This is a genomic window from Flavobacterium sp. PL002 (genome assembly GCF_054165825.1).
This window is the reverse complement of the sequence record NZ_CM135110.1, coordinates 306,447-328,149: the sequence shown is the minus strand read 5'-3', so window position 1 is coordinate 328,149 and position 21,703 is coordinate 306,447. Positions and strand designations below refer to the sequence as shown.

General features: G+C 33.6%; 15 protein-coding genes and 1 pseudogene. 6 read left to right on the top strand and 10 right to left on the bottom strand.

Annotated elements, in window-relative coordinates; all coding sequences use genetic code 11:
* Window positions 1-107: 107 nt before the first annotated feature.
* Both ACVEGE_RS01380 and ACVEGE_RS01375 read left to right on the top strand, forming a co-directional pair.
* Window positions 108-719, top strand: a complete 612-nt coding sequence (locus tag ACVEGE_RS01380) for an alpha/beta fold hydrolase (protein ID WP_192500284.1) — start codon at window positions 108-110, stop codon at window positions 717-719.
* 25 nt (window positions 720-744) lie between these two features.
* Window positions 745-1,338 (top strand): DsbA family oxidoreductase, encoded by a 594-nt coding sequence (locus ACVEGE_RS01375; protein ID WP_192500283.1) that lies wholly within the window; start codon window positions 745-747, stop codon window positions 1,336-1,338.
* An 889-nt stretch (window positions 1,339-2,227) separates the two neighbouring features.
* On the opposite strand, the gene ACVEGE_RS01370 is transcribed toward ACVEGE_RS01375, so the two are convergent.
* The 8 genes and pseudogenes from ACVEGE_RS01370 to ACVEGE_RS01335 all read right to left on the bottom strand — a co-directional run bounded on the left by ACVEGE_RS01370 (window position 2,228) and on the right by ACVEGE_RS01335 (window position 12,350).
* The gene (locus ACVEGE_RS01370; protein ID WP_192500282.1) at window positions 2,228-2,788 is read right to left on the bottom strand and encodes a hypothetical protein; all 561 of its coding nucleotides are present in this window, start codon (window positions 2,786-2,788) and stop codon (window positions 2,228-2,230) included.
* 23 nt (window positions 2,789-2,811) lie between these two features.
* On the bottom strand, window positions 2,812-3,228 hold the full coding sequence (locus ACVEGE_RS01365; protein WP_192500281.1) for a hypothetical protein: 417 nt from the start codon (window positions 3,226-3,228) through the stop codon (window positions 2,812-2,814).
* Window positions 3,229-3,602: 374 nt separating this feature from the next.
* Window positions 3,603-3,878 (bottom strand): annotated as a pseudogene (locus tag ACVEGE_RS01360) (DUF2892 domain-containing protein); the annotation flags it as partial.
* Between the two features lie 137 nt (window positions 3,879-4,015).
* Window positions 4,016-7,360, bottom strand: coding sequence for a preprotein translocase subunit SecA (secA, locus tag ACVEGE_RS01355; protein WP_192500280.1), 3,345 nt, complete (start codon window positions 7,358-7,360; stop codon window positions 4,016-4,018).
* A gap of 85 nt (window positions 7,361-7,445) precedes the next feature.
* The gene (locus tag ACVEGE_RS01350; RefSeq protein WP_007138072.1) at window positions 7,446-7,667 is read right to left on the bottom strand and encodes a DUF2795 domain-containing protein; all 222 of its coding nucleotides are present in this window, start codon (window positions 7,665-7,667) and stop codon (window positions 7,446-7,448) included.
* 198 nt (window positions 7,668-7,865) lie between these two features.
* The gene (locus ACVEGE_RS01345; protein ID WP_173854314.1) at window positions 7,866-8,435 is read right to left on the bottom strand and encodes a cob(I)yrinic acid a,c-diamide adenosyltransferase; all 570 of its coding nucleotides are present in this window, start codon (window positions 8,433-8,435) and stop codon (window positions 7,866-7,868) included.
* A 238-nt stretch (window positions 8,436-8,673) separates the two neighbouring features.
* A complete protein-coding gene (locus ACVEGE_RS01340) occupies window positions 8,674-11,598 on the bottom strand; it encodes a M16 family metallopeptidase (protein ID WP_192500279.1) in 2,925 nt (974 codons plus the stop codon).
* Window positions 11,599-11,654: 56 nt separating this feature from the next.
* Entirely contained in the window at window positions 11,655-12,350 is a 696-nt protein-coding gene (locus ACVEGE_RS01335; protein WP_173854312.1) for an ABC transporter ATP-binding protein, read from the bottom strand.
* Between the two features lie 344 nt (window positions 12,351-12,694).
* Here ACVEGE_RS01335 and ACVEGE_RS01330 point away from each other — a divergent pair, with 344 nt between their 5' ends.
* Window positions 12,695-13,342 (top strand): DUF6565 domain-containing protein, encoded by a 648-nt coding sequence (locus tag ACVEGE_RS01330; RefSeq protein WP_173854310.1) that lies wholly within the window; start codon window positions 12,695-12,697, stop codon window positions 13,340-13,342.
* Between the two features lie 73 nt (window positions 13,343-13,415).
* On the opposite strand, the gene ACVEGE_RS01325 is transcribed toward ACVEGE_RS01330, so the two are convergent.
* Together ACVEGE_RS01325 and ACVEGE_RS01320 are read right to left on the bottom strand one after the other, a co-directional pair.
* Complete coding sequence (locus ACVEGE_RS01325) at window positions 13,416-14,045, bottom strand: carbonic anhydrase (protein WP_173854308.1); 630 nt, start codon at window positions 14,043-14,045, stop codon at window positions 13,416-13,418.
* Window positions 14,046-14,074: 29 nt separating this feature from the next.
* Window positions 14,075-14,887, bottom strand: a complete 813-nt coding sequence (locus tag ACVEGE_RS01320; RefSeq protein ID WP_192500278.1) for an O-methyltransferase — start codon at window positions 14,885-14,887, stop codon at window positions 14,075-14,077.
* 161 nt (window positions 14,888-15,048) lie between these two features.
* On the opposite strand from ACVEGE_RS01320, the gene ACVEGE_RS01315 reads away from it, so the two are divergent.
* From ACVEGE_RS01315 to ACVEGE_RS01305, 3 genes are all read left to right on the top strand, one after another.
* Window positions 15,049-16,596: an SDR family NAD(P)-dependent oxidoreductase gene (locus tag ACVEGE_RS01315; protein WP_192500320.1), complete on the top strand. Its 1,548-nt coding sequence runs from the start codon at window positions 15,049-15,051 to the stop codon at window positions 16,594-16,596.
* A 149-nt stretch (window positions 16,597-16,745) separates the two neighbouring features.
* The gene (locus tag ACVEGE_RS01310; protein ID WP_192500277.1) at window positions 16,746-19,346 is read left to right on the top strand and encodes a T9SS type A sorting domain-containing protein; all 2,601 of its coding nucleotides are present in this window, start codon (window positions 16,746-16,748) and stop codon (window positions 19,344-19,346) included.
* A 318-nt stretch (window positions 19,347-19,664) separates the two neighbouring features.
* Window positions 19,665-21,512, top strand: coding sequence for a CocE/NonD family hydrolase (locus tag ACVEGE_RS01305; protein ID WP_192500276.1), 1,848 nt, complete (start codon window positions 19,665-19,667; stop codon window positions 21,510-21,512).
* The last annotated feature ends 191 nt before the right edge of the window (window positions 21,513-21,703 follow it).

Genomic DNA, 21,703 nt, shown 5'->3' with positions numbered 1-21,703 from the left:
CAGTTAATGATTGAAGTTTTTTAATAGAAATCAATTTTTTTGTACTCAATTTTTGGAAAGGATTGTTTTTTTGTTAGTGTCATAAGTTGCTAAAAGTGTTTAATTTTTTGTCAACCTATTTTAGGAATTGTCATAAGTTTATTTTGGTTGTGCAAGATTGGGGCGGACCAACGGCATTGCATCTTGCTGTTAATCAACCCGATTGTATTTTAGGAATTGTTATTTCTAGTACTTGGGCGTGGAAAGCAAATTCTGAATCAGAAAAATTTTCTAATTTTTTTAAAATTGAAGAAGGACAAAGACTTATTTACGAAGAAAATTATTTTGTGAGAACCTTGCTTTTAAAAAGTATGAATAAAAAATGGGGTAATAATAAAGCGATTATTGTTGCTTACGAAATGGCATTTCGAACACCAGAATCAAGAAAAGGCACACTGGTTTTTCCACAACAAATAACACTCTCAGAATCTTGGTTTCAAGAAATAGAAGAAAAATTACAGCTTTTAGCAGACAAACCGGTGGAGTTGATCCTTGGGGAGAAAAATAGAACATTAGGAAATCCGGAATCTATTGCTAAGTGGCGTTCTTTTTACCCAAATGCAAATGTTCAATTATTTCCCGATGCAGATCATTTTACGCAGGAGGAAAGCCCTGAAAGTTTTGTGTTTGCGCTTAGACGAATATTAAAAGAGAATAAAGAAAATAAGAATTCAATATAAATAGTAATAAGAAAAACGAGATAAAATGAAATACCAAATTACAATGTTTTCCGATTTTCAATGCCCTTATTGCTACATTGCAAAAGGAACTGTTGATAGTCTGAGGGAAGAATACGATATTGAAATTAACTTTAAAGGATATGAAATTCATCCAGACATACCTGAAAATGGAATTCCGTCTAAAGATTATTTCCCAAATGCAAAACAGAAAAATGTTCAGCTACAAGAATTTGGACGCCAAATCGGTTATGAATTTGCTGATATAACTGCTATGCCTAATTCAAACAAAGCATTACAAGTTGCAGAGTATGCAAAAGAGGTAAACAAATCGGATGCTTTTAATACGCTAATGTACGAAGCGTTCTTTTTTAAAGATATAAACATAAGTTTGATTCCTGAAATAAAAAAAATGGCATTGTTAGTAGGTATCTCTGAAGCAGAAGTTGATTATGTTTTTGCTACTAACAAGTATAAAGAAATATTAGAATCCAATAAAATATTTTGTAGCGATAATAAGATCACTAGTGTTCTAATTTTTATCATTAATAATAAAATTATGGTTATTGGAGCTCAAAGCGCTGAAAATTTTAAAAGCGCCTTTGAACAGTTAAAATTATAATTATAGAGTTATGATTATATAATAGTTTTTTCAGCGAAAGACACTCAGTAGCTTTAGTAAGTACTGTTATAGAAACAAACTCGCCAAAGTCATTGCGAGCGTGGCAATCACGTTTGCTAGATCCACAAAGTTTTTCAAACCATATAAGAGATAGAAGGTCATGTAAGTCCAGCAACACAAAGATCATCTACAAAGTCATTGCGACGAAGAGTTTTCCCGATTTTTCGGAAAAAGCACAAAGAACATCTACAAAGTCATTGCGACGAAGGAAGCAATCACGTTTGCTGCATAATACTTTATTATTCCATTCTTTGATTTTGTAATGATTTTTTTGATTTAGTGTTTATGGATTTTGATTGTGGGCACAGGTAAATACCTGCGCTAACTATTATCCGTAAGTCTTCGCGATCGGGGTTTTGATTGAGGGGTTTTGTTTTCTCCTTTTAGTAATTAATGTTGTTGAAATGAAACCCAAAATATAGAGAGTAATTAATAATGTACTTCTAAAAGGTCTAAAACTTAATGCTTCTAACGGAAGATATATAGTTAGTAGAATCAAACCAAAAACTATTATAAGTTTTCTCTTTGTGAAAAATTCTACATAATAGTTACAAACTAATAATGAGAAAGTAAAAATAAGAAATGAACAATATGCAGTTATTCCAAATCCGACTTCTTTGTGTTGTATAGGATAGTAACTATTAAGTACATTGTTAATAAATACTACACACAAAACTTGAGTAATGGTAATTAAAAATATTTCTGTAATTTTTTTAATCATTTTAAGTTTAGATTTTATTTCATGATGGCAGTAGAGCGGTTCCGTTCAACCGCGGTTTCATTGTTGGCTTTTCAAGCCCAACGAAACCTTTGCTGTTAGCAGATGTTTTTATTTTTCAGTGTCAGTTTCAGGAAACGCATAATATATTCTTGAATATCCATTAGCTTTTAAATCACAGTTTATATATTGAACGTATCTATTGTTTGCAATGTCTTGATATTTAAAACATAATATTAAAAGATTTTCCGAACTTTTTGTATCATGTAAAATAAAATTTAACCTTAAAGTACTATTTTTTCTTAAATGAAAATATTCAAAAGCTTTTCGATTAATAATTTCAATATTTTTAGTTTCTGACAACATAGTAATAGAACCATTTAAAGCATTATTGCTAGATTCATTAGTAACTATAATGCTGTTTATAGACTTATCTGTATCTTCAGTAATTATTTGTTGTTCTTTTGTAGGCTGGGTAAACTTTAAAATAGGTTTTATACTTTCTAAAAATCGTGTTTTTTCTATTTCAAAAAGTTTAGTTTGTGTATCTTGAACTTCTTTTTGAGATTTAAGTGTTTGATATAAATAATAAGCAGTAATTGATGTTACTATTGCCACAAACCAATCTGAAACGGTTCCCCAAATTTCTGGGTCAAAATATAAAAATAGCATAGTTGAAATTTGGTTTTAAATTTTTATTTTAGGTTTATAAGTTTATTACGAATTTGATTCAATTTAAAAGTTCCATGACCAATACTTTCGTGACGCATATAAACTTCATTTTCGTCATATTTAATTCCCATAGACCTACTTTCAAAGTTTTGTAAATCTTCAAATTCCTCATTAAATTCTCTGATTCTAATATCAATAAAACTTATAAAGTTAGCTATGAACTCATTTCTATCTTTAAATTTTAGAATCTCTTTCTCACTTCGAAATAGAATTACATAATTTTCATTTTCCGAAACGACATCCTTAACTTGCAAAAAATTTTCAAAAACAATTGGACTATCTTTTAATTGGACTTTAAATTTGATATTTAACAGAGAAGATAATTTTTCATAAATTTCTTCGTGAGTTGGTTTGTCTTTTAATTTTGTCTGATTCTTCATTTTTTTCAAAAATATCTGCTAACTAGTATATTAGGTATGATAAGAACCATAGTTTATTTATAATTCAAATATATTATTTTTTTCTTACAATTAATACCAATAATAGTAATTTGAAGAAAAATCAACAATTTAGCAGCGTTCGCGTGAAGGATAGAGGCAAGCTACCGAAGTAGCGCCGAAAGCCTGACAGCAATAAGTTAAGGGGCATTATCTAGCCAAAGTAAAGTAAGCCCCTTTGCTTAGTGCTGGCACGCCCAAATATCACAAATCCTAAAATTTATGAAATTCGTGTTATAGCATATTCTTTTCCCAACAGCCCACAAAAAAACGACTTAGATTGCGCTAAGTGGTTTGGTGTATATATGGAGTGTTGCTTACATTTTTTTCATTTGATCTTTCATCATTTTGATTTGATCGGTTAGTATACCTTGTTTGTCAAGCTTTTTGGCTTCGTTCAATAGGTTGGTAGCTTCAAGTTTACGTCTGCGGGTCATGGCTACACCGGCAAGGTTGAGTTTGGCTATGGCCAAATCTATGTCCATTGATAGTCTTAATTCAATTGCATTTTTGAAATATTTTTCGGCTTGCGTCAAGTTGGTTTGTGACAACATAATACTGTGTAGGTAATTAAAGTATCCTTGTTGTTTTTTTCTTTTAAAAAGTAAAAGATTGCAACGAATAGCAGGAAATAGCTCCTAAATAAAACAATGTACTGATGTGTCAAACTAGTGCAAAAAAAAATCCCCAATACTTTCGTAATTGGGGATTTAGAATATGAAGAGAGGGCTTATTCGTTAACGATAACCCATTCTCCTGTTGCTAGTAAGCTTTCGGCTTTTTTAAACTTCATCGCTTCTGTTTTTCCAGTTGCTACTTGCTTTAAAGTTACCGTATCGTTACGGTTAATTTTTGGCATGTCTCTAACAATTGTTTCTGTTACTGGACGTTGCTGAGTTTCTCCAGCTTCACGGTTTGCCTTTTCACTATTTACAATTTCATCCTTTGAAGTTTGGTAGTCTTCTTTTTGAACGACTTCTTTAGCTTCTTGAATTTGTTGGTTTTGCTGTGCAGGTAAATCTCCTTTAAACAAGAACGAAATTACTTCTTTATTAATACCGTTTAACATGGCATTGAATAAGTTGAAGGCTTCAAATTTGTAGATAAGTAAAGGATCTTTTTGCTCATGAACGGCTAATTGAACTGATTGCTTCAACTCGTCCATTTTGCGTAAGTGTTTTTTCCAAGCTTCATCAACAATAGCCAATGTGATGTTCTTTTCGAAATCAGCTACTAACTGTTTTCCGTTGCTTTCATACGCTTTTTTCAAGTCGGTTACTACGTTTAGGGATTTTACACCATCTGTAAACGGAACCACGATACGCTCAAATTGATTGTTTTGATCTTCGTAAACACTTTGTATGATAGGGAAAGCTTCTCTAGCACTACGCTCTGTTTTTTCAGTATAATATTTTAAAGCTTCTTTGTATACTTTTCCAGTTAATTCAATTTCTGTCATTTTAGCAAAATCACTTTCGCTAACAGGAGATGTAATTGAGAAATAACGAATCACATCAAACTCGAAGTTTTTAAAGTTGTTAGATGGTTTTGTGTCTTGAACTATCAATTCACAAGTATCGTACAACATATTTGCAATGTCTAATTTTAGACGCTCACCAAATAAGGCATGACGACGACGTTTGTAAACTACTTCACGTTGTGCGTTCATAACATCATCATATTCTAATAAACGTTTACGAACACCGTAATTGTTTTCCTCTACTTTTTTCTGAGCGCGCTCAATAGATTTGGTCATCATAGAATGTTGGATTACTTCTCCTTCTTCTAATCCCATTTTGTCCATTACTTTAGCAACTCTTTCAGAACCAAATAAACGCATTAAGTTGTCTTCAAGAGAAACGTAAAACTGAGAGCTTCCTGTGTCTCCTTGACGACCAGCACGACCACGCAACTGTCTGTCTACACGACGAGAGTCATGACGCTCTGTACCTATAATAGCTAATCCACCTGCAGCCTTTACGGCTGCAGATAATTTAATATCGGTACCACGACCAGCCATGTTGGTTGCAATTGTCACTACTCCTGGATTCCCTGCTTCTTCAACGATTTGTGCCTCTTGCTTGTGCATTTTAGCATTCAATACATTGTGCTGAACTCCTCTCATTTTTAGCATTCTACTCAATAATTCGGAGATATCTACAGAGGTTGTACCAATAAGTACTGGTCTACCTGCTTTAGATAATGCCGTAACATCTTCGATTACTGCATTGAATTTTTCACGAGTAGTTTTATAAATAAAATCTTCTTTATCTTGTCTAGCCATTGGTCTGTTAGTAGGAATTTCTACTACATCCAATTTGTATATTTGCCATAACTCCCCAGCTTCTGTAACCGCAGTTCCGGTCATTCCACCTAGTTTGTTGTACATTCTAAAGTAGTTTTGTAAAGTCACGGTAGCAAATGTTTGCGTTGCTGCCTCAATTTTCACATTCTCTTTAGCTTCAATCGCTTGGTGTAACCCGTCAGAATAACGACGACCATCCATAATACGACCTGTTTGCTCATCTACAATCATGACTTTATTGTCCATGATTACATATTCATTATCTTTTTCGAATAAAGAATAGGCTTTCAATAATTGTGTTAACGTATGGATACGTTCACTTTTGATTCCGAAATCTTGAAACAATTTTTCTTTCTCTTCTGCTTCAGCATCTTTCTCCAAGTTTTTCTTTTCGATAGCTGCAATTTCAGTTCCAATATCTGGAAGTACAAAAAAGTCAGCGTCAGTATCACCTGAAAGGAATTGGATTCCGTTATCAGTCAATTCTACTTGGTTGTTTTTTTCTTCAATTACAAAATACAAAGCTTCATCAATCTTGTGCATTTCGCGATTGTTGTCTTGCATGTATTGGTTCTCTGTTTTTTGAAGTAATTGTCTAATTCCTTCTTCACTCAAGAACTTGATTAACGCTTTATTTTTAGGTAAACTTCTGTAGGCTCTTAATAATAAAACACCACCTTCTTTAGTTTTTCCTTCTTTGATTAATTTTTTAGCTTCCGCTAAAAATCCGTTTGCTAACTGGCGTTGAATCGAAACTAAGTTTTCAATTTTTGGTTTCAATTCATTGAACTCATGACGGTCTCCTTGTGGTACTGGACCAGAGATAATCAATGGCGTTCTTGCATCGTCAATTAATACTGAATCCACCTCATCGACAATTGCGTAGTTGTGTTTTCTTTGTACTAAATCATTAGGCGAGTGCGTCATGTTGTCTCTTAGGTAGTCAAAACCAAATTCGTTATTGGTACCGTAAGTAATATCAGCATTGTAAGCCGCTTTTCTTCCTTCTGAACTTGGTTGGTGATTATCGATACAATCAACAGTCATTCCGTGAAATTCAAATAAAGGTGCTTTCCAAGTACTATCACGTTTTGCTAAGTAATCATTCACGGTTACTAAGTGTACTCCGTTTCCAGTTAAAGCATTCAAGTATAGCGGTAGAGTCGCTACTAACGTTTTTCCCTCACCTGTTTGCATTTCTGCAATTTTCCCTTGGTGTAAAACCATACCACCAATTAATTGAACATCATAGTGAATCATGTCCCATGTGATCTCTTTACCGGCAGCATTCCATTTGTTTTGCCAAACAGCTTGATCGCCTTCTAAAGATACATATGCTTTACTTCCAGAGAATTCTCTGTCTTTTGCTGAAGCGGTAACTTTAATTTCTGAATTGTCTTTGAAACGTCTTGCTGTTTCTTTTACAACTGCAAAAGCTTCAGGAAGGATTTCTAATAATGTTTGTTCAGAGATTTCGTAAGCTTCTTTCTCTAAAGCATCAATAGATACATAAATATCTTCTCTTTTGTCGATATCTTCAATAGATTCAACTTCTTTTTTAAGAGTGGCAATTTTCTCATCGATATTTGCTCTAGCTTCTTTCAGCTGATCTTTAAAGAAGAAAGTACGTGCTCTTAACTCGTCGTGAGACAAAGCGATTAAGCTACTTTCAAAAGTTTTTATTTTAGTTAAATAAGGCTGTAGTGCCTTAACATCTTTCTCGGACTTGTCTCCGACAAAGGCTTTAATAATGCTATTTATGAAACTCATAATATGGTTGTATTTCTAATTTATTTTCTGTTGTAAATTTAACCAAAAAAAAAGCCTCTTTTGAGACTTTTTCTTAGGTAATTTTTTAATATTCATCCTCGTTCCAAAGATAATCTTCGTCAGTAGGATAATCCGGCCAAATTTCTTCCATTGATTCATATATCTCGCCTTCGTCTTCAATAGACTGTAGGTTTTCTACCACTTCTAATGGAGCACCAGCACGTATAGCGTAATCGATAAGTTCGTCTTTGTTAGCAGGCCACGGTGCATCACTTAAATAGGATGCTAATTCTAATGTCCAATACATCTTTTGTCAATTTAGTTTTGTGCAAAAATAAATTTTTTACTGAAAAAGACAAGTAAAAAATCATTTATTTTATAAAAAAGTTAAGAACGTTTTTGTTTTAGCGCTTAGTTATCAGTTTTTAATATTCAGTTTAAACTGAAAATAGATCATAATATTCGATTTTTTTAACTGCAATCTGAATACTTAAATAACTACTTACTATTTTCTGGGAATCCATTTAACTTCCTCAGCGTTCAAGTCATGAGACAACTTCCGTGCCAAGACAAATAAGTAGTCAGAAAGTCGGTTTAGGTACTTGATAGCAACAGGTGCAACGGGTTCATTATGGTCTAAATGTACTGCTAATCGTTCTGCGCGGCGACAAACACAGCGAGCAATATGACAATATGACACGGTAGTATGACCACCAGGTAACACAAAATGGGTCATTGGCGGTAACGCAGCTTCCATATTGTCAATTTCGTTTTCTAGTAATTCAATGTCACTTTCTTCAATGCCTAATTTTTGTAATCTCAATTCTCCGTTTTTCATCACTTCCTTTTCAGGTGGTGTAGCTAAAATAGCTCCTACGGTAAACAAACGGTCTTGAATTTCGATTAAGATCGTTTTATAATGTGCGTCCATATCTTGATCACGAATCAATCCTATGTGCGAATTAAGTTCGTCTACGGTGCCGTAGCTTTCTATACGAATATGGTCTTTTGGGACTCTGGTTCCGCCAAATAGGGCAGTGGTTCCTTTGTCGCCAGTTTTAGTATATACTTTCATAATATTAAGGGGTAAAGGCTGGTTTATAAATTATATTTTAAGCTAATAAAATCAACTTTCGATATACTGTATCTTAAAGCTGGTTTAGATAGATTATAAAAATCAGTACTAATTATTCTTATAAATTCCCTCAAAGATAAAGGAATGCTAGAGAAGGAAAAAATGATTTTTAGTTATATAACAGTAAAAAAAAAGCTATTCTTTCGAATAGCTTTTTGATAATTAAATTGAAGTTGGATTAATATCCAAAAATTTCTTCTAAGCTTAGTTTTTTAACTTCACCTAGTTTTTTCATTTCCTCTAATGATAAGTTTTTTTCTGAGGCTACAATGGCGTAAGTATAAGGTTTGTTAGAGATTTGTTTTGTTTCAAATGAAACTACATCGCTCATGCTAATTCCGTCAACTGTACTATACGTTTCTTTTCTGATATCATCAGTAAGACCCAATTCTTTTGCTGCTAGGTAGCTAAAGATGATGTTGTCTTGTGTGATTCTTTCTGTTTCGATATCTTTCTTTACTTGTGTTTTTGCTAAAGCTAAATTTCCATTTAATTCCGGCATTTTGTCTAACAATTCATTCATACTTGCTGTAGCGTCTTTGAATTTATCTGCTTGACTTCCTACGTATCCAATATAATAGTATTGATCGTCTTTCTTTTGTGGACTAACATAGTACCCAAAAGTGCTGTAAGCTAATGCTTTACTTTCTCTAATAGTTTGAAAAACAATAGACCCCATTCCGCCACCAAAATAGTTGTTGAATACATTTACAACAGTGTTTTGTTTTGCGTCATATTTATCTGTGTTTCTAATCCATCTTGTTTCTGCTTGAACCATATCATAGTCAGCAAAAAGTACTTGGTTTTTAGTTTGTGCTTCTTGTTTGAATACTTTTGCAGCATTTGCAACGATAAATTTAGAAGGGATTTTGTGAATTTTTTGTAAATCAGTTACTAACGATTTAATGTCTTTAGGTCCGTAATAAATAACTGTTTGCTCATAATTGTTAGTATTTTTGATGGTCTCAATTAATTCAGCCGCAGTTGTTTTTGCTAAAGCATCATCACTAAGGTTGTTGTTGAATTTGTTTTTAGCACCATACATAGCATAGCTAGTTAATCCTTGCATAATTGCATTTTTATTCGCTTTTGCATCAACTCTTGACTTTGTAATTCTAGCAATTAATGATTTTAAAGCTGCTTCATCAGGTTGTACGTTAGTAATTACTTCTTCATAAAGTTTTACTGCTTTATCAAAGTTTTCTTGTAATCCTTCGATCGTAACCGTTGTATATTCTTCTCCAGTATTTACATTGAAACTACACGCGATTGTGTAAAATTCTTTAGCAATTTCTTCAGATGATTTTTTATCAGTTCCTAAAAAACTAATGTATTGAGTAGCTAATGACTGTTTTAGATCATTTAGTGTTCCTACTTTATATCGGTATTTCAAACGGAAGATTTGGTTGTCTTTATTGGCAACATATAAAACAGTAGCAGCGCCAATGTTTGATTTTTGAATGTCTTTATCAAAATTCAAAAAAACAGGTTTGCTAGCGTTACTTGGCATCGCATCAATAGTAAGTACAAATGGAGATTGTTTATCAGCGTTTGTTTCTACTGGAGTAATTTGTGGTTTTTCAATTTTTTCAGATGCAGATTTCTCTCCTTTTCTTTTAAAAACAGCCACATAATTATCTCCCAAGTATTTGTTTGCAAAAGCAACAATATCTTCTTTTTTTACTTTAGATAAATCATTTACATAAGCCACTTGATCTTTCCAGTCCAATTCTGATGTAAAAGCATCCATTAAAAGGCTAGCTCTGTCAGAATATTTTTCAGTTTCGTAAATTTTATCTTTTTTGATGTTGTTAATGATTGAAGTAATCAACTGATCATCAAAGTTTCCTTTTTTAAGATTTTCAATTTCATTTAAAACTAATGACTTCACTTCCTCTAACGATTGCCCGTTTGTAGGAGCAGCCGATAAATATAAAATTCCGTGATCAATAAGCGTATACGTAAACGCACTTGCATTTAGTAATTTTTGTTTTTTAACTAAGTTAAGATCTAAAAGTCCTGCCTTACCATTTGTTAGAATTTTACCAACTAAATCAGCTAAAAGAACATCTTTGTCTTTGTTTCCTGGTAATCTATATCCTAATGTCAAATCTTCGGCATCAGGACCTACAATTTCTTTTATAATAGGTGCAGTGATAGGTGCTTCTTGTTCAAAAGTATATTTCTCAAAAGGCTTGGCTTGCATTTGACCAAAAGTCTTATCAATTTTAGCAATTACTTCATCAGGATTAAAATCACCAGATAAAATGATTCCCATATTATTAGGAACATAATATTTGTTGAAATACTTTCTAATTTCTACTAATGAAGGGTTTTTTAAATGTTCTACAGTTCCAATTGTAGTTTGGATTCCGTAGTTGTGTTTTTTGAATAAATTAGAGAACAACTCTTCAAATACTTTACTACCATCACTATCTAAAGTTCTGTTTTTTTCTTCATAAACAGCTTCTAGTTCGGTATGGAATATTCTAAAAACTGGATTTCTAAAACGTTCTGCTTGAACGGCTAAATATTTATCTAATGAGCTACTAGGAACATCATCCGTATAGACTGTTTGTTCGAATGATGTAAAGGCATTTGTACCTTGCGCACCCATTGCTGACATCATTTTGTCGTATTCATTAGCTATAGCAAATTTACTTGCAGCTCCAGAAATAGAATCGATAGCCTTATAGATTATTTTTCTTTTAGCATCGTCTTTAGTTTGGTTGTATTGCTCATATAAATCAGCAATTTTATCAAGTTCAACTTTTTCTTTATTCCAATCAAGAGTACCGTATTTGTCTGTACCTTTAAAAAGCATATGCTCTAAGTAATGCGCTAAACCAGTATGTGTAGCAGGATCTGTTTTGCTACCTGCTTTTACAGCAACGTAAGCTTGAATTCTTGGGTCTTTGTTCGTTGGGCTTAAAATAACGGTTAAGCCATTTTTTAATGTGTAAAATCGCGCTTTTGCAGGATCATTATTTACATATTTGTATTCGTAACCGTTGCTTGTTTGTTTTTTCCATTCAAACTGATTTTGAGCAGTAGTTACCACACTTATAAATAATGTGAGTAGTACTAGAATCGTTTTTTTCATGTTTATTTGTTTGTTAATTGTAAGTTGGTTTTATTTAAAAGAGGTTATTATACTAATTATTTATGCTGTGTTATCGTATCGCTTTCTACTACACCATCGCGTAAACGAATGATGCGGTGCGCATACTCAGCAATTTCTTCTTCATGGGTAACTAGAATCACCGTGTTTCCGTTAGCGTGGATTTCGTTAAAAAGGGCCATGATTTCTATAGATGTTTTACTATCAAGGTTTCCTGTAGGTTCATCAGCAAGAATAATAGACGGTTTGTTGACAAGCGCCCTAGCAACTGCCACACGTTGTCTTTGTCCACCAGAGAGTTGGTTAGGGTGGTGGTCCATTCGATCAGCAAGGCCTACTTGTTTTAAAACCTCTTCAGCTCTAGCGTTTCTATCTGACTTAGAGTAGCCGGCATAAATCATGGGTAATGCCACATTATCAAGCGCTGTTGTTCTAGGTAATAGATTAAAGGTTTGAAATACAAAACCAATTTCTTTATTCCTGATTTCGGCTAGTTCGTCGTCTTTCATTTTACTTACATCCTTACCATTTAAGATATAAGTTCCAGAAGTAGGAGTGTCTAAACAACCCAAAAGGTTCATTAAGGTAGATTTACCAGAACCAGAAGGCCCCATAAGTGCCACATATTCTCCTTTGTTTATTTCTAAATCAATTCCCTTTAAGACATAAACAATTTCGTCTCCAAGAACAAAGTTTCTTTTGATATCAGTAATTTTTATTAATGGGTTTGCCATTGCTATATAATTGGTTTGAATAAGATTTCTAAGTTTAAAAGTACAAAAGACTTTTGAATTAAGTATAAGTTGCTTAAAATAGATTTTTGTTACAAAAATAAATTAAGAGATTATGAAGTGTACCTATATAGGTCGCTATTTTTAGTTTTTGGTGTTTTATTAATACTTATAATGGCTAAAAAATGTTTTATGACATTGTGCTGTAATATTGTGTTTTTCACACAAATAGTTGCTAATTTCATAATTATGATAATTATTTATAACATTAACATGTTTATATTGAATAAGATAACACTCCCTGTACATTTGTCTTATAATATTTAATAAATCAAAAATCAAACATTATGGAAAGTAAAAAATTATTTTTAGGAGCAGCGATTATCGCTTTAGGATTTACATCTTGTAAGAATGAAAAAGAAACTCAAGCTGAAAAAACTGTAGATACTTATGTGGTATATGTTGACTCATTAGAAAATGTTGCTACTGAAGATGCTATGGCAAACTGGCAAACAATTGAAGCTAATTATGATGCTAAAAGCAGTCAAGCTGAAACAGCAATGGCAGATTTAAGTGATAATGCTAAAGCAAAAGAAAGAATAGAAGCTTCTAAAATGAAATATGAAGCGATGAAAGCAAAAATGCAAGATGCAATGCCTAGTAAAAAACAAGTAATGAGAAATTCATTGTTTGGTGAAGGTAAAGTAGGAGATGATATGAGTTTTGCATGGGTAAATGCAGCAAATATTCACGGTGTTTACCAACAATTTGTGCATACAGTTGAAGATAATAAAGACAGCTATTCTCGTGAGGACTGGGATGAAATCAAATTAATGTATGAAGCATTAGATAGTAGAAAAAATACTGTTGAAAAAGAAGGACTTTCATCAGAGGATAATATGAAAATTGCGGGATTAAAATTGAAATTTGCTCCTATGTTTACAGTAAACAGAATTGGTGCAAAATCAGAAGAAATGGATCAAGCAAAAAAATAACAAGTTGTTAATTCACTAAAAATGACAGTCAGTAACGGCTGTCATTTTTTTTGCGCAACAATCAGGCAAAGATTTAGTCTGTAATCTTATAGATTGCCATGATGTCTTTTAATATCTCGTCAAAGTTTATATTGAGGTCTATTAATTTTCCAGTGTGAATATCAAAAATCCAACCGTATACCTTTAGACTTCGGTCCCTATTTGCTTTTTGAACTTCGGCAGTTTTAATGATATTAATACACTGTTCTTGAACATTTAATTCAATTAAGCGCTTGTATTTATCCTCTTCAGCAGTGATTTTATCAAGTTCTTTATGGTGTATTCTATACACATCACGTATGTTTCTCAGCCAAGGATTTAGAATTCCTAAATCTGATTGTTGCATGGCTGCATGTACACCTCCACAACCATAATGACCACAAACCACAATGTGATTTACTTTAAGATGCATCACGGCGTAATTAATAACCGACATAGAATTGATATCTGTATTGGGAACCATATTAGCAATATTGCGGTGTACAAAAACGTCTCCTGGTTCTAAACCCATGAGTTCTTCGGCAGAAACCCGACTATCAGAACAGCCAATGTATAAGAATTCAGGTGACTGTCCTTGTGCTAATTTATCAAAATAATTTTTGTCCGTTTGCATTTGTTTGGCAACCCAATCACTATTGTTTTGAAAAATTTGTTTGATATCCATAACTTGTTTTTAGATGTAAAAATAATTGACTAGGTTCTAATTATAAAATGCTCTTTGGGTTGTTCGTGTCTAAAAAATACTAATCCCCATTGAAAGGTATCAATCGTTACGGAAACTTTAGGGTGTTGCTTTATTATTTCCCAAGCTTCTTCCATGGCTGCTGACCAGTGAATATCATCAAATATCCAGACCGTTTCATTGGTAATAGTTGGTAATAAAAGTTCAAAATAATCTAAAGTTGCTTTTTTAGAGTGATTGCCATCAAAATAGATTAAAGAATAACCCTCTTTATTTTTTTCTGAATTAGTTGTTGCTGACGCTAATGCCAAATCTTTTTTTTCTAGATAAGAAGTAAACTCAATTACTACCGAATTAACATTGGTTAAATTGAAATTTTTAAATTGATTTTGCGCAACTCCGCTCGTTTCAGGACAACCTTCAAGTGTTATTATTGTTGCGTTTTTATTTCCCAGTGATAAAGCTGCGGTGGCTAATCCTAATGAAGTACCTATTTCTAAAATTGTATCCGATTCAAAATAACGTACAATTCTCAATAACAATTCGGCTCTTTTTTTCGTAATCCCTGCTGTCTTTGCAATTTGTGCTACCGCTCGAGTATTCGATTTGAAAACACGAGATCCCGCACCAAAGTCGGTTACTTCAATAGTATTTGTATTGGTTAAAAGTGCTTTTCGGTATTGTTTTAAAACCGCGTATTCCGGTTTCTCCTTTTTGTCATAAAAACACTTAGTAATTAATGTAAATACAAAAGGCGAATGCACGGCATGTTCGTTCTTAGAATGCCAAAGGAATTTTAGGTAAGATTTTATTTGGAACCACATAGTTTTATAAACTTCAAAAGGCACAAAGGTACAAAGTTTATGAGTGAATGTGAGTTGGCTTTTTAAAGTTTAAAAGATACTTATCAGTTCAAAATTGAGTCAGATCAAAAAAAACTATATTTGCGCTCTCAAAATCAATAGCATTAAAATTTCAGAAGATGATGAATGAAGAACAAATACATGAAGGAGTAATCACATCGGAAGAGATAAGCCGTTGTATTGCCGTTCTCACACAGTTGAACGCAAATACAGAGCAAATATTTGACATTCCAAAAGACCAAAGAACTGCTTTGATTATGGCTGCGGGACTTTTTTCAAGACCAGATCGCGACGAACTTTCTCGTCGTAAAAAAGACGGTAAAGCAGTTGCTAAGCGTAAAAAGGAAAAGCAAGATAGAACAGCACGTAAAGAAACGGGAATTAGATATGCTCGTGAGGCAAGTGTTTTTGTAGCACCAAAATTGCTTGTTTTTAATGAATTAGAAAGTAAAGAACAACAGGAACTGGAAACGCCTAGAAATTGCTACGTATGTAAAACACCATTTACTAAAATGCATCATTTCTATGACACAATGTGTACAGATTGCGGGGATTTTAATTATGCCAAGCGTTTTCAAACAGCTGATGTCAAAGGCCAAGTAGCAGTGATTACAGGCTCTAGATTAAAGATTGGTTATCATATTTCTTTAATGCTTTTACGCGGAGGGGCAACAGTTATTGCTACCACACGTTTTCCTGTAGATTCGGCTTTGCGTTTTTCTAAAGAACTAGATTTTATGGATTGGGGAGACCGCTTAAAAATTCACGGCTTGGATTTAAGACACATTCCGTCAGTAGAAATTTTCTGTAATTTTATCGAACAAAAATACGATCGTCTGGACATTTTAATTAATAATGCAGCGCAAACAGTGCGTCGTCCTGCAGGATTTTATACACACATGATTGCAAATGAGGAGCGTCCTATTGCTTCTTTACCCATAGCCGTACAAGGATTGCTACTAGATCATACCAACTGTTTAGATGAGTTGAAAGTGCTGACTTCTGGTGCTTCTTCTAACCAAAATATGCCGGTGACTTGGCATGGTCCTGAGCCTGGGATAGGGTTGCGGGCTTCCGCCAAATTATCACAAATTCCGTATTCCTTTGACAATGCACTTGTAGCGACAGAAGTTTTTCCGGAAGGAGAACTTGATGCTGATTTACAACAAGTAGATTTACGTAAAACTAATAGTTGGAGATTAAAATTGGGTCAGATTGAAACAACTGAAATGATAGAAGTACAATTAGTTAATTCCGTTGCTCCTTTTGTATTATGCAATCGTCTTTCGGAACTGATGAAGAAAGACAATACAGGACAAAAACACATCATAAACGTATCAGCAATGGAAGGAAAGTTTCACCGCTTTTTTAAAGAAGCGCGCCATCCACATACTAATATGGCTAAAGCAGCCTTAAATATGTTAACACATACTGCCGCAGGTGAATTGGCGAAAGCCGGAATTTTCATGAATGCAGTAGATACAGGTTGGGTAACTGATGAAGATCCAGCAGAATTGGCTAAAAAGAAACAAGACCTTGAGGATTTTCAGCCACCATTAGATATTGTAGATGGAGCAGCCAGAGTAATGGACCCTTTATTTGACGGTATCAATACGGGGAAACACTGGAGCGGGAAATTCTTAAAAGACTACGGGCCAATTCCTTGGTAAGAAAATTTTAGCAAAAAATATTTTTTAACGCAATTCATCGACAGTAAATGGTTATTCATCGTTGATTTGCTTTGATAAGGACTAATAACTAAACCGATTTACATAAATATTTGGTAATTTTATTCTGATTTAATCTTAAAAGATATATTATGAATAGAATTTTACACAAATTAATGCAAACAATATTGTTAGGTATTTTTGCTTTTTATAGCGGTAAAGCTAGCGCACAGGAGATTCCTTTTAACTGTGATTTTAATGCCTATCTGTTCCAGAATAATGATGTTTATGCGATAGATTTAGCTTCGGGTAATTCCATATTAGTTGCTGCTGATGTTACTCCAGGAAACATCAATGGCGCGGGTTATAATCCTAAAGATGGTTATATATGGGGGTTTTTATCTTCACCTTCAAATTCGATTGTTAGGATAGGTAAAAACTTTACAACTACCGTTTTCACAATACCAGAGCTAACTAGTGGTAATAAATACGTGGGGGATGTAAGTCCTAACGGAATTTATTTTTTTAAGGCGGGTGGTAAAACATATTATAAAGTAGATCTAGATCCAGCATCTGCTACATACACACAATATTTAGGAGAATTTGAACTTTCTACAAGCATGAATGTTCATGACTGGGCTTTTAATTCTTTGGATGGAAATTTATATACTGTGGAGCAAACCACAAATATTTTGTACCGTATTCATCCAGAAACTGGCTTAGTTGATGATCTGGGTGTTGTGCCTATTCTTAACGGAAATAAATATACCTACGGGGCCGTTTATTTTGATTTATCAGGAAGCTTTTATGTTTCGGCAAATCAAACGGGGACGGTTTATGTAATTAGAGCAGTTCAAGATTTAGATGGTACTACTACAATGAATTCTAACTTATTTGCTTTTGGACCTTCAAGTTCTAGTAACGATGGTGCTCGCTGTCCCACAGCTTCAGTGCCTCAAGAAATATGTGATAACGGTATTGATGATGATGGTGATGGTTTGATTGATTGCGATGACCCTTCGTGCTCAGGGTATGCTTCTTGTCCTGTTCTTGAAACAAATGTTTCTGGAGGAAATGACGGGGGATTAGAAAGTAATAGTCGCCTTTCGGAACAAATAAATAAACGAAATTTTGATCGTCTAAAAAAAGCGTATAAGTTTGATAAAACAACAGCTAAAAAAGTTTCTAAATCTTCTAAATATGCTCGTAAAACAGCCAGCTCAACATTAAAAGATTACATCCCCTTTGGAGTAATAAAAGAAGATGGTGTGATTGAATCTACACCAGAGGATTTATTAGCAATTACAAATGCATCTGAAGTTTACTCTGTAGATTATCTCAGAAATAATAAAACAGTAGCTTCTATACTAGCCTTAAAAACAGACAACGGCGTTTATGAGCATACTAAGTTTATTTGTGATCGCTTGTTAGGAGCCCAAATAATTTCAGTTTCTACAATTGATATTCAGGAACAACCTTTTATTAAAACCATAATTAAAAATGCCGACAATACGATTGAGTATGTATTGAGTATTGCTGTAAAAAACACTAATGGAGGTGCTAACTTTGGTTTGGAGAGTCATTGGAATTTAGATAAATACGAGAAAAATATTGGTTTTTATAATTTCCAAATTTGGAGTAATTCTATCGATGATTTATATAGCTTAGGAGATCAGGTGGTTTATTTAATAAATGCTCAAAAAGAAATTTCGAGTTATGAGCTTTCATCGCCACCTACGGTTTTTGTTCGAAAAGGAAAATACAACAATGGAAAATTAGAGATGCAAATTGTAAATACAAATGCAACAAATCTAGTTAATTTTGATGCAGGACTGAGAAAGACAGAAACAAGTGATGAGGTAAAAATCACATCTTCGATAGATTTAGATAAAAAATACATCAGTACGCTAGATATTGAAACAGGAAACTTATTTGATATTGGGTTTAGAATAGGAGATGGCGTAGCAACTCCTGATGATTTATTTATGTCAGATGGACCGTGGGGTGTTGATGCTCCTGAGGCAAATACAGTTGTAGGTCATTATGCTATAATACCTAATGAAACCGCATTTGATAGTGAAAGTTTTCCAATTGAAAGGAATTTAAGTTTAACCGCAACTACTACGGATTATGTTGCTGCTTATAGAGCTTTAACTGCTCGATTTAGACCGGTTGATTTATCGGCTTATAAAAGCTTTCGATTAAAAGGAAAAGGAACTGGAATATTAGAAATCACTTTTGTAAAAAACAGTATTCAAAATTGGGAAGACCAATACAAGGCAAGCATTATTTTGACGGATAATCTACAAGATTTTGCTATTCCGTTTTCTGAGTTTACTTCAAGTTCTGGAACGCCTTTAGTTTTAGACGATGTTAAAACAATTGTGTTCAAAATGACTGCCGCTGACGGAAAATCAACCGTTAAGGAAATGGATTTACAAGCGATTCAATTCTCTAAAGAAGTGAGTTTATCTGTAACAGAATATGATGGAGAAAATAGGAATTCGGTTTTTGTAACACCAAATCCAATTACTGATAAAGCCGTACTTCATTTTAATGCAAAGGAGCAAGAAAAAATTAGTATCGATATCAATGACGTTTCAGGAAAAGTAGTTAAAAAAATCACTGTTGATGCTCAGGAAGGTCAAAATCAAGTGGAGCTTACTAAAGCTAATTTGAGTTCAGGAATCTACTTTTGTAAAATAAATAGCAAAGTGTCTCAATACAAAGTGATTAAAATACTGGTAAATTAACGTACTAGATTCATAGGTACAAATGGCTATACTTTCTAGGAGGTATAGCCATTTTTATGTTTAGGGTTTTATGATACGGAATCATTTTTCTGTGAGGGGTAGCAGCGGCATCCTTTTATGAAATGGAATGCAATAAAAGATACAGCGAATGACCCGACCCACTGTAACGATAGTGAAAGAGGGACACAGCCAAATATATAGACTATAAGCTACTTTAATTATAACATCCATAATAATGCTGATAAATTCTTTTACACTAAGTTTTGTTATAGCATTAAACGTAATATCTTTACGTTTCTATAATTAGCTATTATTTACATGAAAAAACTATTATTTATTGCGTTTTTCGCAATTACGGCCACTGTTTTTGCTCAGGACAATACACCAAGTACGGTAGGGGAGCACTACACTAAAAAAGAAGTTAGTATTAAAATGCGCGACGGGAACACCTTGTTTACGGCCATTTACAGCCCAAAAGATACCTCAAAAAAATATCCTATCATCATGCAACGCACGCCATATAGCTGTGCTCCTTATGGTGCAACCGAGTTCAAAAAGAGCATTGGTCCCAGTGAAACGATGATGAAGGAAGGTTATATTGTAGTATATCAAGACGTACGCGGGCGATGGATGAGCGACGGTTTGTATGACAATATGCGCGCTTTTATACCAAATAAAAAAGAAAAAACACAAGTAGACGAAGCCTCGGATACTTACGACACTATTGACTGGTTAATAAAAAATGTGGAGAACAACAATGGAAATGTAGGAGTGTGGGGAATTTCATACCCAGGGTTTTACTCTACTTATTCGCTGTTGAGCAATCATCCTGCTTTAAAAGCGGTTTCGCCTCAGGCGTGTATTAGCGATTTCTTTTTTGATGATTTCCATCACAATGGAGCTTATTTATTGAGTTATTGGAAAGCAACACCATTATTTGGTATTCAAAAAACGGAGAAAACGACCAAGTCTTGGTACCAATTGCCAGATATAGGAACAAAGGACGATTACCAGTTCTTCCTTGATGCTGGTCCATTGACAAACTTGGATAAATATTATGGAAAAGACAATGAATTTTGGCAACAGCTTAAAGACCATTCTAATTATGATGATTTCTGGCAAAAGCGCGGCATTCTACAACATTTAAAAAATATTAAACCTGCCGTAATGATTGTAGGAGGATGGTTTGATGCCGAGGATTTATATGGTCCTTTAAACACTTACCAAGCTATTGAAAAAACGAGTAAAAACTACAATACTATCGTTATGGGACCTTGGAGTCATGGCGATTGGGCTAGAAATTCGGCGACAGCTACAATTGGAAATATAAAATTTGGGGATAGTATTTCTGGTTTTTATCAAAAAAATATTGAAGCCAACTTTTTTCATCATTTTTTAAAAGACAACGGAAAAGGGGAGAACAAACTACCAGAAGCGTATGTGTTTGATACAGGTTCTAAAGATTGGAAAACCTATGATGTTTGGCCTCCAAAAAATACAGCAAAAGAAAGCTTTTATTTGGCTGAAAATAAATTAACTGCCACAGATAAAAAAGACGGTGCATTTCAAGAATTTATTAGTGATCCTAAAAAACCGGTGCCTTTTACTGAAGACATCAATCAAAAAGGGATTACACCTAGAAAATACATGACCGACGATCAGCGTTTTGCTGCAAGACGCCCAGATGTTTTGGTTTTTGAAACTGAAAGGTTAACCGAAGCAACGACTTTGGCTGGAGAAATTTTGGCACAATTACAAGTTTCTACATCAGGAACCGACTCGGATTGGATTGTAAAAGTAATTGATGTTTTTCCAGACGATGAACCAGAAACTGCCGATGTAGCTCCTTATTTAAAAATGAGCAATTACCACATGATGGTACGTAGCGAGGTGATGCGTGGTCGTTTTAGAAATAGTTTTATCAATCCAGAACCTTTTGTAGCCAATCAAAAAACAGCTGTGAATATCAAATTACAGGATGTGATGCATACGTTTAAGAAGGGACACAAAATCCAGATCCAAATTCAAAGTACTTGGTTCCCTTTGATTGACTTAAACCCGCAAACTTATGTCGATAATATCTTCTATGCAAAACCCGAAGATTTTAAAAAGCAAACACAGCGAGTGTATGATGATTCGAAAATTATATTTACTGTTTTAAAATAAAAGTAATTTATAATTTATTTAAAAATCCAATCCTGATTTTAGGATTGGGTTTTTTATTTTAAAGTAATAAACAAGTTTGTGCGTTCAGTATAATATTTTGGTTAGTTAAAGAAAACTTAATAGTTGTAGTTGCTTTAAATCTTAAAGTTTCTTTATTTTTTAGAACGCTGTTGCAAAAGGGACTCTTGTTT